Origin of the sequence: Bacteroides gallinarum DSM 18171 = JCM 13658, from assembly GCF_000374365.1 — a bacterium.
Lineage (GTDB): Bacteria > Bacteroidota > Bacteroidia > Bacteroidales > Bacteroidaceae > Bacteroides > Bacteroides gallinarum.
This window is the reverse complement of record NZ_KB894155.1, coordinates 1-16,101: the sequence shown is the minus strand read 5'-3', so window position 1 is coordinate 16,101 and position 16,101 is coordinate 1. Positions and strand designations below refer to the sequence as shown.

General features: G+C 43.2%; 10 protein-coding genes. 5 read left to right on the top strand and 5 right to left on the bottom strand.

Annotated elements, in window-relative coordinates; all coding sequences use genetic code 11:
• The first annotated feature begins 116 nt into the window (after positions 1-116).
• Complete coding sequence (locus C233_RS0117360) at positions 117-1,205, top strand: DUF6340 family protein (RefSeq protein WP_018668818.1); 1,089 nt, start codon at positions 117-119, stop codon at positions 1,203-1,205.
• 93 nt (positions 1,206-1,298) lie between these two features.
• On the top strand, positions 1,299-1,745 hold the full coding sequence (locus C233_RS0117355) for a hypothetical protein (RefSeq protein ID WP_018668817.1): 447 nt from the start codon (positions 1,299-1,301) through the stop codon (positions 1,743-1,745).
• A 66-nt stretch (positions 1,746-1,811) separates the two neighbouring features.
• Here the strand turns inward: C233_RS0117355 and C233_RS0117350 are convergent, their stop codons facing one another.
• From C233_RS0117350 to C233_RS0117335, 4 genes are all read right to left on the bottom strand, one after another.
• Positions 1,812-3,191, bottom strand: coding sequence for an arylsulfatase (locus C233_RS0117350; RefSeq protein ID WP_025069071.1), 1,380 nt, complete (start codon positions 3,189-3,191; stop codon positions 1,812-1,814).
• Positions 3,192-3,290: 99 nt separating this feature from the next.
• Positions 3,291-5,261: a RagB/SusD family nutrient uptake outer membrane protein gene (locus C233_RS0117345; RefSeq protein WP_018668815.1), complete on the bottom strand. Its 1,971-nt coding sequence runs from the start codon at positions 5,259-5,261 to the stop codon at positions 3,291-3,293.
• 15 nt (positions 5,262-5,276) lie between these two features.
• Positions 5,277-8,729, bottom strand: a complete 3,453-nt coding sequence (locus C233_RS0117340; protein ID WP_018668814.1) for a TonB-dependent receptor — start codon at positions 8,727-8,729, stop codon at positions 5,277-5,279.
• Between the two features lie 171 nt (positions 8,730-8,900).
• Positions 8,901-9,926 carry a FecR family protein gene (locus C233_RS0117335; protein ID WP_018668813.1) on the bottom strand — a complete coding sequence of 342 codons (1,026 nt, stop codon included), beginning with the start codon at positions 9,924-9,926 and terminating at the stop codon, positions 8,901-8,903.
• Between the two features lie 126 nt (positions 9,927-10,052).
• Between C233_RS0117335 and C233_RS0117330 the strand changes: the two genes are divergently transcribed.
• Complete coding sequence (locus C233_RS0117330; protein ID WP_018668812.1) at positions 10,053-10,631, top strand: RNA polymerase sigma-70 factor; 579 nt, start codon at positions 10,053-10,055, stop codon at positions 10,629-10,631.
• Between the two features lie 58 nt (positions 10,632-10,689).
• Here C233_RS0117330 and C233_RS0117325 read toward each other — a convergent pair whose 3' ends face one another.
• The gene (locus tag C233_RS0117325) at positions 10,690-13,374 is read right to left on the bottom strand and encodes a valine--tRNA ligase (RefSeq protein WP_018668811.1); all 2,685 of its coding nucleotides are present in this window, start codon (positions 13,372-13,374) and stop codon (positions 10,690-10,692) included.
• Between the two features lie 406 nt (positions 13,375-13,780).
• On the opposite strand from C233_RS0117325, the gene C233_RS0117315 reads away from it, so the two are divergent.
• A complete protein-coding gene (locus C233_RS0117315; protein ID WP_018668809.1) occupies positions 13,781-14,878 on the top strand; it encodes a DUF3810 domain-containing protein in 1,098 nt (365 codons plus the stop codon).
• Positions 14,879-14,949: 71 nt separating this feature from the next.
• A complete protein-coding gene (gene mazG, locus C233_RS0117310) occupies positions 14,950-15,756 on the top strand; it encodes a nucleoside triphosphate pyrophosphohydrolase (protein ID WP_025069069.1) in 807 nt (268 codons plus the stop codon).
• The last annotated feature ends 345 nt before the right edge of the window (positions 15,757-16,101 follow it).

The window sequence follows — 16,101 nt, the reverse complement described above, 5'->3', positions numbered from 1 at the left end:
ATTATTAAGAAATTAATAATTAAACCGATAAAGCCCCGAACGGTTAAAAACTGTTCGGGGCTTTCATTTATTCAAGTAAAAGATTACTTTTGTTTTCAGAACAAAGAATAAAGGCCATGACCAAATACTCTTATTACCTGTTACTGTCCTGCTTGTCGTTCCTGACAAGTTGCCAAAGTGTCGAACAACTCTCTATCGACTATATATTACCGGCAGAAGTCAGCTTCCCGCCCAGCCTGAAACGGGTGGCCGTTGTCAATAACATGCCCGAAGTTCCGGAAAACAAGCCGATTCTTTCCAAAGAGAAAAAGGATAACTTTGAAATAGCCCGGAAAGTTGATTACTATAACGGTAATGCCGTCATTGCAACCGAATCCCTTGCAGAAGCCCTTGCCCACGAAAACTACTTCAACGAAGTGGTAATCTGCGACTCCGCCCTGCGTGCCCATGACATAACCCCGCGTGAAAGCATGCTGTCGCAAGAAGAAGTAAACTCACTGACACGCAATCTGGATGTGGACTTCCTCATTGCCCTGGAAAACGTACAGATACGTGCTGTCCGCAAAGTTAAATATATGCGTAGCTGGGGTATTTACTACGGAACGGTCGATGCCAAAGTATACCCCACCGTCAGGGTTTATCTGCCCAACCGCAGCACACCTATGGTAACCATTAGCAATAAAGACAGTATTTTCTGGGAAGAAACGGGCAACGGTCCTTTTGTACAGACCCACCTTATCAATGAAGAAGAACTGATAAAACAAGCCTCGGAATTTGCCGGAACCATACCCGTAAAGAAATTATTGCCATACTGGAAAACCGCCGACCGTTACCTTTTCTGCGGCGGTTCGGTAAATATGCGTGATGCCGCTGTATATGCCAGAGAAAAAGACTGGAGTACAGCTATCGACTTATGGAAACAGACCTACGCCACCAAAAAAGGGAAACAAAAGATGAAAGCAGCTTATAACCTGGCAGTCGGCTACGAAATGCAGGACAGCATTGTCACTGCTGCCGACTGGGCATTGAAAGCACAAGCCGAAGCCCGCATAGTAGACGGTGTGGACAAAAAAGACTTGACCCACCTGAACAGAGAAGACCTTCCTTACTATGTTCTTACAACAATATACGCTGCCGAATTAGAAGAACGTAAAGAAGGATTATCACGCCTCAACATGCAGATGCAGCGGTTTAATGAGGAGTAAATAAACGGTATTCGCTTTTTTTTGATTATTAATTATCGATTATTAATTATTTTCTCTACCTTTGAACATCCATTTAAGTAAAGAAAGGCAATTATGAAACTCAGTCAACCGGCATTATCTCTTCTCGAAGAAACTATCAGACAAGCAATCGGCAAGTACGCTTGCGGTGGTGCACAAACTATCGTTACGGATATTCATTTGCAAGCAAACCAGAGTTCCGGTGAATTCTTCATATTCGATGATGACGACAAAGAACTTGCCAACGCGACTATTGAAGAATGGACGACCTATGAAAGCGATGACTTCTACGAAAGCGTGGAACGTATCCTGAGCAACTTGCTTTACAATATGAAGAATCAAGGTGCTTTTGACAAGCTCCCTATCATGAAACCCTTCTCTTTCGTATTGGTGGATGACGACAAAGAAACTATAGCCGAACTTTTACTATTGGACGACGACACCCTGCTGGTAAACGAAGAACTCCTGAAAGGATTGGACGAAGAACTGGATGCCTTCTTGAAAGATTTGCTGGAGAAATAAAATAAACACAAAAAGAATCCGGCCTCCTATAAATTTATAAGAGGCCATTTCTTTTTATACTATGAGTCAAAAATGAAAATCAGCACTTTCTGTTCTTTGCTCAGTCATCATATTCCTTAAACGAGTAGCAACCTGAGGATACTGCTTAATAACGTTAGTCGTCTCTGCCGGGTCTACACGTAAATTATATAATTCTTCGTAAGTCTTTTCCGGAATAGCCACTTGTAATTTCACTAATTTCCAACCGTCAGGCGTCATTATAGACTGCTTACCACCCGCTTCAAAAAACTCATAATAAATACAAGAGTGCTTTTCTTGTCTGCCTTTCCCGGTAAGGGTAGGCAAGTAAGATATCCCGTCGCAAACAGCAGGAACCTCAACTTGCAATAAATCACTCACAGTAGGCAGAAAATCCCAGAAAGCAGAAATATGGTCGGTCACAGCTCCTTGCGGAATAACCTCCGGCCATTGGATTACGAATGGAGTACGTACTCCACCCTCATACAAATCTCTTTTATATCCTCTGAAGGGACCATTGCTATCAAAAAAGTAAGGGTCATGTCCACCCTCTGCATGCACTCCGTTATCCGATGTAAAAACCACAATCGTATTATCATATAAATCCAACTCTTTAAGTTTATCTATAATCATTCCGACACTTTTGTCCAAATAGGTCACCATAGCTGCATAAGTGGTACGAGGAGTCAATTGTTGCTTATATCCCCGACCGGTAAAAGGAGTCTCACAAAACAATCCCTTATATTCCTGTTTTTGCTCTTCCATTATATCAAGGTCTGCATGAGGAATAGTCGGTGAATAATAGAGAAAAAAGGCCGTCTGCTTATTCTGTTCAATAAAACCCAAAGATTTACTTAACATCAAATCGTGAGAGTATGCATTACCGTTCAATTCTATCTTTTTATCATTCTCATGCAAAAAATCCGGATAATAACTATGAGCAAAGCCCTGTCCCAAATATCCGTAGAAATAATCGAAACCATGTTTGCCCGGTATCCCTTCCGTACCGGGACCACCCAATCCCCACTTACCGATACAAGCCGTCATGTAACCCCGCTTTTTAAATATATCGGCAACTGTTATTTCTTCATGGGGCAAAGGAGTTTCATAAGCCAATCCGTCATCACCCGGCACTTTCTTATTTCCCCTAATAGCAGCATGTCCCATATGCTTTCCTGTCAGCAATGCACAACGGGAAGGTGCACTGACAGTAGAGCCGGCATAATGCTGCATAAATTTCATACCATGTTGAGCAATACCGTCGATATTAGGAGTTTTTATTTGGCGTTGACCATAACATCCCAAATCGCCAATTCCTAAATCATCAGCCATTATATATATTACATTGGGCAGACTCTTTGCCTCCTGAGCAAATATGTTTCCAGACAATACCGCTGTAATCGAAAAAAAACAATTTATAATTTTCATAACTAACAATTCTATCTCTTTATTTGTAATTCCAATGAAAGAAGCCTTTCCCAGCAATGGGATAAAAGGCTTCTTTCTGTTCTATGAGAAAAAATTACACTAATATCCGGGGTTCTGTTCCGCTTTTTTCTCCTCTGCCGTCAGCGCATGGCCATTCTTTTGTATTGCATCCAAATAAGTTTGCGGAATAGGACGCAGGCAGTGATGTTCATCTACATTAGGAGCTGCATCCGGATTGAATGCACGGGCACGTGCCACCAATGTTTTTGTACGAGCCAAGTCCACCCAACGCAAGAATTCTCCGCACAGTTCACGTGAACGTTCATTCAATAGGAAACACATCATACGGTCATAATCATTCGTATAATTCAGTTTGGCGATAATAGCCTCATCTTCATCCGGCAAATTATGTATATCCGTCACCTCTAAATTTGTTGCTGCCGTCGTAGGTGCAATATTATTAGATTCATAATACGAATTTTCCGGAATATAACAATTAACATCACCCATACTCGCATACCCCAAGGCGCCCGAATGATAAGCCGCACCACCGTCACAGTACGCTGCCCTGTCCTCTCCGGCTTTATAGGCTGCCCGTTTACGAAGTTCATTTATATAGTACAATGCATCATCATATTCGTGCAAGCGGATTAATGCCTCAGCTGCAATAAGATACGTCTCCCCCAAACGCGCCAATATTCCGTCACGAGCACCGACATTATCAGTAACCCCCTCGCGCGAACCGTCAAAATACTTACTGAGAGACGGAAAATGCGACTTATCATCGTAAAGTGCCGTATCATCTTTGCCATTCTTTCCTTTAGGATAAGCAACAAAAACAGTAGGGATTGTCTTACCGGTCTTTTCATAAATAACCTCATCTTTCATCTGCATACTTTCAAACCGAACGTCGCCTGGACGGTTAATCACATACATAATACCCAAATCACCTTTCTGATAGATAGAGCCTTTTGCAGGATTATTTACCGCATACTTCGTTTTAAAGCTTTTCCAAAATCGCGAATCATTCACCATATCATAAACATTATACATATAATATGTAGTACGCAAACGCTGATATTCCCTTCCCCCCGCAATATCGCGCATCATTTGAGACAATTCCGAATATTTAGCCAAGAAGTACAAATGGCAAGTATTACCATAACGCCCCCTGGAAGATTTATCCGAAGAAAATTGAGCCGCTAAGATAATTTCGCTCAACTTTTCATTATCACCGTCCGGAGTAGTATAATTCCATAAATCAGAAAAATCCGGAGCTAAATTCCGATGAGCGATTACTTCTTTTGCAAGTCGTAAAGCCTCCGTACAGTCGGCCGATTTCGTTTCACTGTTCCAACTATCATTTATTTCGCTGGCACGAAACAGATATGCCTTTGCCAGAAAGTGTGCTGCTGCATCCTTTGTCATATCTCCCACCATAGCAGCCGTCTGAGGTAAAAACTCATACGCCTTCTTCAAATCATCAATTACCTGCTGCACAGTAGCTTCTGCTGTTGCACGGGTAAATTCCCTTTCAGGTATCACATTAGTAGACAGTTTTAAGGGTACTCCCCCATACTGCGACACCAATTTCAAATAATTAAATCCCCTAAGGAAATGAGCCTCTCCCATATACTTCTCTTTATTGCTACCCGTATATTTATCAGAAGAAACCTTTTCCAACAGAAGATTCGCAGTATTAATTCCTATATACATATTGTCCCACAATGTCTCCATTAAAGCAGTATTTGAGTCCATTGCAGTAATTTGCGATTTAAAACTACCGTCATAGCTATTCCAAGCCGCATTAGAAGTATTTCCGCCTATACGAAATTCGTCCGTTCCGAAATTAGTCGTAGCATATGCCCACTCTTTCGAAAAATGAAAACGTAAATTATAATACATTCCCTGTGCCAGTTCAGTAATTCCTTCGTCTGTATTAAAGTAATCTGTACTCAACTGGGTTGTGAGCTCTTCATCCAAAAAATCACTACAAGAGCTCAAAGCCCCTCCGGTCAGTGTCGCTGCCAATACACTGCATATAATATTCTTATATAAATTCATAATCATCTAATTTTATTTCTATTAAAAACCGACATTTAATCCTATTGTATATCCACGATTCCAGGTAGTAGTTCCTGCCTGTGACGCATCCAGCTCGAGGAAATCAATATTTGAAAATATTCTTCCGGGATTTTTAGCCTGGACATAGACCCTCAGATTAGATAATCCCCATTTCTTAACAAGTATCTGCGGGAAAGTGTATCCTAATGAAATATTACGTATTTTCAAGAAAGAACCATTCTTATAACCAATAATATTATAATAAGGGTCACCTGCGGAACCGCTATATATAGGCTTCTGATATTCAGCGTTCTTGTTATTCTCATTATAATAATTAATCTTACGCTGAGTATAGCGTCCTCCCTGGTATTCTCCCCCTGTATCAACCATATAATCAAAACGTCCGTAAAGCATAAAAGACAAATCCAGATTCTTGTAAGAGAAAGTATTAGTCATCCCCAAAGTCCAGTGAGGACGCGTATGGCCTATTACCACCCTATCATCGTTCGGGTCTATCAAATAATCATGATTCTGGTCCACAGGGCGTACCATGCCGGCAGCAAACTTATGCCCATTCGCATTGAATTTAGCCATTTCTGCCGCATCCTCTTCTTTCCACAATCCAGCAGACTGATATCCGTAAATCACTCCTAAAGCATGTCCAATAAACCAGTTATTATTAATATCGTCTTCTTTACCATTTGCCAGGGTTTCTATCTTATCTTTTTGCCAAGCAGCATTGATAGTCGTATTCCACTCAAAGTCACGTGTTTTTACATTCACCGTATTCAAAGTAATATCAACACCTATATTCGAAGTTTCCCCGACATTAGAGTACGTACTCTGATATCCATTCAAAGCAGGTATTGTCATCTCCATTAACAAATCCGAAGTATGCGAGGTATAAAAATCCAATACACCAGAAATACGTCCGTTCAAAATAGAATAATCGAGCCCCACATTCCACTGCCTGGTCTTTTCCCAGGTCAGGCTCGGATTTGCCATGGCTACATCACCGTCTTCCACCATCATCTCTGTTGGAACATGTCCTGATACCAAATTACTGCCCGAGGGATAAAACAAGGAAACGATTCCTCCTTTGGTTTGATAAGGGTCAATGGCAGAATTTCCCGTTACACCTACTCCTACACGTAATTTTAATTGATTAATCCAATGGATATCCTTTAAAAATGCCTCCTGTTCAAGACGCCAACCCAATGCAACACTTGGGAAAAAAGCCCATTTATTACCATCTGCAAGTTGAGAAGCACCATCCCAACGCCCGGAAACAGTTAACAAATACTTATTAGAATAATCATAATTCAACCGGAACATATACGACAAGAGTTGTTTCTCTATCAAATTACTGCTCCAGCTATCCAAGTTAGATATATTTTGCTGATTCAGCGCATTCCATTTGGCGCTGGACAGCGGAATGCCTACTGCTGCCATCGATGCGTCCTCATAATGATACTTCGTAGCGCTTTGCAACAAGGTCACACCCAAGGAATGCTTACCTATCGTCTTATCATAATAAATCAAATTGTCCAATGTCCACGAAAAATCATGTTGATTTTCCAAAGAAGCATAATTGGGAGAACCATTCCGACTGACCGACTGTGCATCTTCAAAAGTACCATTACGCCAATAACGAAAATCAGGACCAAAATTCATACGGTATCTAAGCCCCTTAAGAGGTTTATAGATTTCACCCAAATCCAATTGAGCGTACATACTGCCTATCACACGAAGCATCCTCCGCTCATATTCACTGTATTTCCAATCATCGACCACAGTTTTTACGCCATCATCTCCACCCGGATAAACGATACGCTCTCCTTCGTCGTCGTAAGGTACTGCATAAGGAAAGATACTGGTAGAAGCCGCATACAGATTTTCCGGGATATTCGTAGCCAACTGCCCTACCGACTTGGCGGAAGACCCGTATTGCTGTTCGCTAAAAGTAGCATTAACATTCATCCCCAACTTAAACCATTTAACAGGAGCCATATCAGTACTGACCTTAGCCGTATAACGTGTATAAGATTCCCCTTTGATAGTACCCTCATTATTCAAATAGCCAAAAGAAGCATAACCGCGTATTTTCTCCGTACCTCCACTTGCACTTAAAGTATGTTCATGGGTTATTCCTGTCTGTTTCACCATGCTACCCCAATCCGTAGTAGGTACTTTAGAGCCATCCCAAACACCGTCAGCCCACCCCTTCTCGATATTTCTCCACGCATAAGGGTCGGCAGAACCCATAAAAATATTATAGTCATTCTCTTTTGTCGGTTGGTCTGCACGCGGATAAGTAGTCGGATCATAATAATAATATGCCCACCGGCGCCATTCAATATATTCGGCCGAGTTCATCATTTCAGAATAATCCTGCAAAGTTTCAAAAGTTACCGTACCCGAATAATTTAACGACATCTTACCCTCCTTTCCCTGCTTAGTAGTAACCAAAATCACACCATTAGCACCGCGAGAGCCATAAATAGCGGTAGCCGATGCATCCTTTAGTACATCTATAGACTCTATATCCTGCGGATTCAATGTCTCTATCCCGCTATTGGACATCAAGGGAATACCATCTACAACATACAACGGGGTATTGCTGGCACTCAGCGAGCGTACTCCGCGTATATTGATAGTACCAATTTCACCGGGACGTTCATTGCTCGTAATATCAACTCCAGCAGCTTTTCCCTGCATAGCCTCGAAAGCATTCGCCACAGGGCGAGAAGTCAAATCATCGGCATTCACCCTAATCATAGCACCGGTTACATCCGATTTTTTTTGTACACCATACCCCACCACTACTACTTCATCCAGCACTTCCGTATCTTCTTTCAAGGCGATATTCACTACATTTTTAACACCCACCGGTATCTCCTGCGAAGTATATCCAATGTAAGAAATTACCAAAACCGCATCATTAGGAACTTCCAGCGAATAGTTGCCATCAATATCCGTTATAGAGCCGATTGCAGTACCTTTTACTTGAATAGAGGCACCAATCAACGGTTCGCCATTGACGTCACAGATTTTACCTGTCACACGCTTTTTTTGCTCCTGCTGCAATGTTTGTATTTCAGTAGAGAGAATGATTTTTTTACCAAGTACAGAATATTTCACTTGAGTACCTTTGAATATCTCGTCAAGGATTTTGAAGATATTGCCATTATTTATGGTAACAGAAACCCGGCGTTTCTGGTCGACATGCTTATTATTGAAAAAGAAAGTAAATTCTGATTGTTTCTCTATCTCAGACAATACTTCACTCACTGTTTTATTCTGTACTTCAAGCTTAATGGTTGTGTTTTGAGCATAAGAATTCGAAGCATGAACCAAAGTAACAGAGTAAATTAAAAATATTACAAACAGTCTCATAGCTAATGGAATTTTATTTAAGGTCAACCCCAAAGACTTAATTCTTCCAAAAAATTGGAAACTAAAATATTTATGCATAAATTTGTATGGATTTAAAGTTAAAAAAAGAGTTTGTCTATGCTTGTCGCCAAACAAGCTGTCGAACTGTATTTCATACGGAACGATACGCCAATATCATTCCGTATGTTTTTTTATTTATGGCGGTCTATTCTTCATTTTACATAATCTTTTTAAGTTAATACATTACAGTCAATAAATTTCTATTTTACTCCTCCTATCTGCCACATCCTGTTCTTCCATATAACGCCAACGTATTTTCGAAGAAATCTTAAAATGGTCTAATATCCTTTCCAAGCGTTCATTAGTAAACACTCCGGTATAAGTATCATCGATACCCCGGTTATTCGTTATGACAAACTCAACATGGTAACGCTTCTCCAACATACGGAAAGCCTCTCTCAAAGGAGTACCGGACAAAATAATCTTTCCATCTTTCCAGGCTACCTCCGACTGGCACGAAGTTTTTTGCAAGTTTGCTTTGTGAACTTTCGAATTATAAACCAATTTTTCACCAGGCTCCAACTCTATTTTACGAGTATTTGCATTCTCTCGGAATAAAAAATCGACTTTACCTTCTAACAGAGTGGCAATAACTTCCTCATCCTTTTCATAAGCCTCCACATTGAAATGAGTTCCCAATACCTCTATCTGAGTTTGATGCGTAGTAGAAACGACAAAGCGCCTCGAAGGGTCCTTAGCAACCTCAAAATAAGCTTCACCGGTCAAATGCACTTCTCGTATCTTACCTTCGAATACAAGAGGATAGCTTAAAGAGCTTTCCGAATTCAGATAAACGACAGAACTGTCTGGCAAAACAACAGAAGTTATCATACCCGGATTTGTCCTCACATTTACAATCTGCGTAATCGGTGAGCGATATTCGGATTTATCATCTTGCAATAATACCCCCAGCGACACCAGAAGCGGGATAAACAATATTGCAGCGACACGCTGTATCCACCTCCACCCGATTTCCCGTTTCCGCACCGGCATCCGGCTACTTACTTTTTTCAAGGCTTTCTCCGTATCTACTCTATCCATAACCTTACGCATATCTGTTGCAAGATAAATCGAATACAACTGCTGCATTAGTTCCCTGTTTTCTTCCGAAGATTCCAACCAAGTTTTTATCAACAGATACTCCTCATTCGTCACTCTACCCTGATAATAACGAAACAAGAGCTCTTCCATGTCATTCACATTCCGATGTTCCATTCTATATATAACCTTTTATTTAAAAGACGCACGGAAAAAGAGAGTTCCTAAACAAAAAAGTTTTTTTTTCGATTTTATCTAAAAAATCATATCTTTGTCTTACAAACTATATTATGAAAAACAACAATGCATGAGGACAGCCTTTTACTATCTGCCATAGGACAAAGAGATAAGAAAGCATTCGATACATTATTCAGAAAGTATTATCCGGCCTTATGTGCCTATTGCACAAATTTCGTAGAATTGGAAGATGCCGAAGAAATCGTACAAGACGTATTACTATGGATATGGAAACATCCTAATGCACATACCATCATTGAAGTTTCTCTTAACAAGTACTTATTCAAAATGGTCTACCACAAAGCTATCAGTAAATTACGCCAGCAAGATATCCGCCAACGGGTAAATACCGTTTTTTATGAACAGATGCAAGATATGTTACATGATATCGACCTCTATCAGATAAAGGAGCTTGCCAAACACATTGAGCAAGCCATTAAAGAACTTCCTCCCAGTTACCAGGAAGCATTCTGTATGCATCGGTTCAAGGGAATGAGCTACAAAGAAATTGCTTCTGTATTGGACATCTCTCCCAAAACGGTAGATTACCGCATTCAACAAGCATTAAAAATATTACGGGTACAATTAAAGGACTACCTGCCTATCGCTCTACTATTATTGGCTGCACCGTATTCATCTACCTAATAAAAAAGCCTCGGAAAAAATCCCGAAGCTCTTTATTAATAACCTTTATTATACCGCCTTACCCCTTCTTCAAAGCGGCAATACTCTCCTTCAACGAATTGATGATACTCTCCGCATCCGCCTGCTTCTTGCGTTCCATTTCGATAACGGCAGCCGGAGCATTGCTTACGAACTTCTCGTTACCCAGCTTCTTCAAAACACCCTGCAAGAAACCTTCCTTATGCTTCAGTTCAGCTTCCATACGGGCAATTTCTGCTTCCACATCAATCATATTACCCAGAGGCACGGCATATTCCGTCGTACCTACCATGAAGGCGGCAGCACCGTCAGCCTTAGCCTCAACTACGGTCACGGCAGAAAGGTTACACATCTTCATAACGACAGCATCGAAAGCAGCCACCGGATTTTCGCCGACAACCTGCAACTCCAATGCTTCTTTCTGGGCGATATTCTTCTGCAAACGGATAGAACGTACATTACTGATAACCTCTTTTACCACCTCGAACTGCTGTACAAAAGCTTCATCCACTTCTGTCGACATGGAAATAGGACTCACCATAAGGCTCTCTCCCTCCTTGCGGTCAACGATGTGCTGCCATAATTCCTCGGTGATAAACGGCATGAACGGATGCAACAAGTGCAACAGATTATCGAAGAAGCCGATAGTCGTGTCATATACCTTTTTGCTGATAGGCTGGCCGTAAACAGGCTTAATCATCTCCAGATACCAGGAAGAGAATTCGTCCCAGAAAAGTTTGTACACAGCCATTAACGCCTCGCTCAAACGATACTTGCCGAACAAATCCGCCACTTCGACAGCCACGGCATTCTGCTTGGAATCGAACCAGCGCATTGCCAGTTCGGCTGCTTCCGGCACAGGCACTTCGGAACTTACCTCCCAGCCCTTAACCAGGCGGAAAGCATTCCATATCTTGTTATTAAAGTTTCGTCCTTGCTCGCAAAGCGCATCATCGAAAAGGATATCGTTGCCGGCAGGAGCCGAAAGCATCATGCCCATGCGCACGCCGTCGGCGCCATAGCGCTCTATCAGTTCCAACGGGTCGGGCGAGTTACCGAGTGACTTGGACATCTTGCGTCCTAACTTGTCACGGACGATACCCGTGAAGTAAACATTCCTGAACGGCATCTTGCCCTCGTACTCGTAGCCTGCCATAATCATGCGGGCTACCCAGAAGAAGATAATATCCGGAGCCGTTACCAGGTCGCTGGTAGGATAATAATAGTCGATTTCCTCATTACCCGGGTTCAATATACCGTCGAACAAAGAGATAGGCCACAACCAGGAAGAGAACCAAGTGTCGAGGCAATCCTTGTCCTGGCGCAAATCTTCCGGTTTAAGAGCAGAATTTCCGGTCTTTTCCCGAGCCAGCCTCAAAGCCTCTTCGGGAGTGGCAGCTACCACATATCCGCCTTCCGGCAGGAAATAAGCGGGAATGCGGTGTCCCCACCACAACTGGCGGCTGATACACCAGTCCTTGATGTTCTCCAGCCAATTCTTGTACGTATTCTTATATTTGGCAGGATAGAATTTCAATTCATCGTTCATTACCGGAGGCAGAGCCATATCGGCAAAGTGCTGCATTTTAAGGAACCACTGCATGGAGAGCTTCGGCTCGATTGCTACGTTGGTACGTTCGGAAAAACCCACCTTATTGGTATAAGCTTCCACCTTTTCCAACAGCCCGGCACTCTGCAAGTCCTTCTCTATCTGCTCGCGTACATCGAAACGGTCCATGCCTACATAAAGGCCGGCAGCTTCGCTCAATGTACCGTTGTCGTTGAAAATATCGATAGAAGGCAAGTTGTATTTCTCGCCCAGCATATAGTCGTTTACATCGTGCGCAGGGGTGACCTTCAAGCAACCCGTACCGAACTCTACATCCACATAATCGTCCTGGATAACGGGAATAACGCGGTTCACCAACGGAACAATCACTTTCTTGCCTTTCAGCCACTGGTTCTTCGGGTCGGCAGGATTGATACACATCGCCGTATCGCCCATGATTGTTTCGGGGCGCGTAGTAGCTACCACGGCATAACGCTTGCCGGAAGCATCACGGTGAACGACCTCGCCTTCGGCGCCCGTCTCACCGGACATGTCATCGTCGGCAACGTAATATTTCAGATAGTACAGCTTGCTGTGTTCTTCCTTATAAACAACCTCCTCGTCGCTAAGGGCGGTAAGGGCTTTCGGGTCCCAGTTCACCATGCGTACGCCGCGATAAATCAGCCCTTTGTTGTAAAGGTCTACGAATACTTTGAGCACGCTTTCGCTGCGTTTCTCGTCCATGGTAAAGGCAGTACGCTCCCAGTCGCAGGAAGCACCCAGCTTGCGGAGCTGTTTCAGGATGATGCCGCCGTGCTCGTCCGTCCATTCCCAGGCATGTTTCAAAAATTCATCGCGGGTAAGGTCTGTTTTTTTGATGCCCTGTGCAGCAAGTTTGTTCACAACCTTGGCTTCGGTGGCAATGGAGGCATGGTCTGTACCCGGAACCCAGCAAGCATTCTTGCCTTCCATGCGGGCGCGGCGTACAAGGATATCTTGAATGGTATTATTAAGCATGTGTCCCATATGGAGCACACCGGTGACGTTGGGGGGCGGAATGACGATGGTGTAAGGCTCACGACCGTCGGGTTTAGAACTGAATAATTTGTGGTCCAACCAATACTGATACCACTTTCCCTCTACGTCAGCGGGATTGTACTTACTTGCTAATTCCATGTTTCTAAAATCTATATTTTGTTATAATGGGCGCAAAATTAATAAATTAATAGCTTTATACGGACAGATATACGGAGAAAAGTTTCCGCAAGCCGAGAATTAAAGTATAAGTATGGAACAAAAGTACAAAGAGGTAAGAGTTCAAGGGGCAGACATAGGGGAAAAAGCCATGTAAAACGTACCTCTATGTTCATCCCGTGTCTAAAGATATATATCTTCAACCTGGAGATATACATCCCGTGCTTAAAGATATGCATCTTTAGGCACGGGATAAAGATTACTGGTTACTTCACCCACCTTTATCCCTTGGTAGAGAGTGTCTTCGGGCAAGAGTTATGCTTTTTTTATATGATACCTGCCGGTGGGGTGAATAATGTTACTGAAATCTGATTACCTTTGCTCCGTTATGAAACCTGCTTTTACACTGTTCGGCATCCGCCTTACCGTTGGCCGCCTCGTACTCGCTGCGTTACTGCTGTACGTTGTCCTTGCGCTGAATATCCCTTCGGCGGGCGAATACTATGCCCGTTATCTCTATCCTTTCATCGGCAGCTTCCTGTCGTCCTTCTCAAAAACAATCCCTTTTGCCATAGGCGACTTGTTTATCGCGCTGAGCATCGCCGGCATACTCCTCTATCCTGCCTATGCGCGTTGCATCCGCAAACAGAAATGGAAGCACATTCTGCTGAAAGATGCAAAGTACCTTTTGTGGGTGTACGTATGGTTCTACCTGGCATGGGGGCTGAATTACTCGCAAAAGGACTTTTACGAGCGGACACACATTCCCTACACCGCCTACACTCCTGAGAACTTTCAGAAATTTGTAGACAATTACATTGAAAATCTGAACAGCTCTTACACTGAAATTACGTCTATCGACGAGGCATCGGTCTGCCGGGAGAGCGTACGGGCATACAATCAAATCAGCGATTCGTTAGGAGTTCACCGTCCCTTCCACCAGTCGCCCCGCGTAAAAACGATGCTGTTCACCCCGTTGATTTCCATGGTGGGGGTTACCGGTAGCATGGCGCCTTTCTTCTGTGAGTTTACCCTGAACGGAGATTTGCTTCCCGTACAATATCCGGCTACTTACGCCCACGAACTTGCCCACTTACTGGGTATTGCCAGCGAAGCGGAAGCCAACTTCTACGCCTACCAGGTATGTACCCGTTCGCAGGTGCGGGGTATCCGTTTCAGCGGTTATCTTTCCGTATTGGCTCATGTGCTGGGCAATGCCCGCCGGTTAACGGGCGAGGAAGAATATGCACGGCTTTTCAGCCGCATACGCCCGGAAATTATCGAACTGGCAAAGAAGAACAGCGAATACTGGATGTCGAAATACAATCCGGTAATCGGCGATATCCAGGACTGGATATACGACTTATACCTGAAAGGGAACAAGATAGAAAGCGGACGGAAAAACTACTCGGAGGTGGTAGGACTGCTGATTTCGTATGAGGAGTGGAAGAATAAGGCCGGCTGTGCCGTGAAAGTGCAGAAATAAGACAAATGCTGCACTTTCATAGTGCAATATTCGTATCTTTGTACCGGTCTTTAATTCAAAAAAAGCGACTTATGCAACATACAAGAAAAGAACAAATGGAAGCTTTCGGACGCTTCCTCGACATACTCGACGAACTGCGGGTAAAATGTCCCTGGGACAAGAAGCAAACGAATGAAAGCCTGCGTCCCAATACCATTGAAGAGACTTACGAGCTTTGCGACGCCCTGATGCGCGACGACAAGCAAGATATCTGCAAGGAGTTGGGAGACGTATTGCTCCATGTGGCCTTCTATGCAAAAATAGGTTCGGAAACCGGAGATTTCGACATAAAAGATGTCTGCGACCGCCTTTGCGAGAAACTTATCTTCCGTCATCCGCATGTGTTCGGAGATGTGAAGGCGGAGACTGCCGGACAAGTATCCGAGAATTGGGAACAGTTGAAACTCAGGGAAAAGGGAGGTAATAAGACCGTACTAAGCGGTGTACCCTCTGCCCTGCCCTCGCTTATCAAGGCATACCGCATTCAGGACAAGGCCCGCAACGTAGGTTTCGACTGGGAAGAACGCGAGCAGGTATGGGATAAGGTGAAGGAGGAAATACAGGAGTTCCAGGCCGAAGTCGCCCACATGGACAAGCAGAAAGCGGAAGAGGAGTTCGGCGATGTGATGTTCAGCCTTATCAATGCCGCCCGCCTATACAAGATAAATCCCGATAATGCACTGGAACATACCAACCAGAAGTTCATCCGCCGCTTTAACTATGTGGAAGCGCATAGTATCAAGGAAGGCAAGAACCTGCACGATATGACACTGGAAGAAATGGACAAATTGTGGGAAGAGGCCAAGGCATTGGAGAATAAAAATAGGCTATCTGTTTGAGCTCAAACAGATAGCCTATCAGTCCCCGACACATCATCTGCTCCATACGGAGGGATGATGTGTTTTTAGGGACATTCAGTAAATAATATAAAATCAGCCAACTAATTCATACACAAAATATTGCGAATTAGCTGGCTTTTTTGTATCTTTAGGTATTCCCCCGCAAATAAGGTTTGAAGGCCAAAACGGGGGAAATTCCCCGACTAAGATATGGCTAAGATACAAAATATTTCCGAAATTCACCCAACTTTGGGCTTCACAGAATTTGATGTTCTGGAAAAATACCGCAAAAGTTTTAATGAGAGTGAGCTTGGCAGGCTTCACTCAGTGTTCCCGTTTGAACGC

Coding starts and splice junctions, on each gene's coding strand:
- C233_RS0117360 (WP_018668818.1), top strand. CDS start 117: ATGACCAAATACTCTTATTACCTGTTACTGTCCTGCTTGTCGTTCCTG.
- C233_RS0117355 (WP_018668817.1), top strand. CDS start 1,299: ATGAAACTCAGTCAACCGGCATTATCTCTTCTCGAAGAAACTATCAGA.
- C233_RS0117350 (WP_025069071.1), bottom strand. CDS start 3,191: ATGAAAATTATAAATTGTTTTTTTTCGATTACAGCGGTATTGTCTGGA.
- C233_RS0117345 (WP_018668815.1), bottom strand. CDS start 5,261: ATGATTATGAATTTATATAAGAATATTATATGCAGTGTATTGGCAGCG.
- C233_RS0117340 (WP_018668814.1), bottom strand. CDS start 8,729: ATGCATAAATATTTTAGTTTCCAATTTTTTGGAAGAATTAAGTCTTTG.
- C233_RS0117335 (WP_018668813.1), bottom strand. CDS start 9,926: ATGGAACATCGGAATGTGAATGACATGGAAGAGCTCTTGTTTCGTTAT.
- C233_RS0117330 (WP_018668812.1), top strand. CDS start 10,053: ATGCATGAGGACAGCCTTTTACTATCTGCCATAGGACAAAGAGATAAG.
- C233_RS0117325 (WP_018668811.1), bottom strand. CDS start 13,374: ATGGAATTAGCAAGTAAGTACAATCCCGCTGACGTAGAGGGAAAGTGG.
- C233_RS0117315 (WP_018668809.1), top strand. CDS start 13,781: ATGAAACCTGCTTTTACACTGTTCGGCATCCGCCTTACCGTTGGCCGC.
- mazG (WP_025069069.1), top strand. CDS start 14,950: ATGCAACATACAAGAAAAGAACAAATGGAAGCTTTCGGACGCTTCCTC.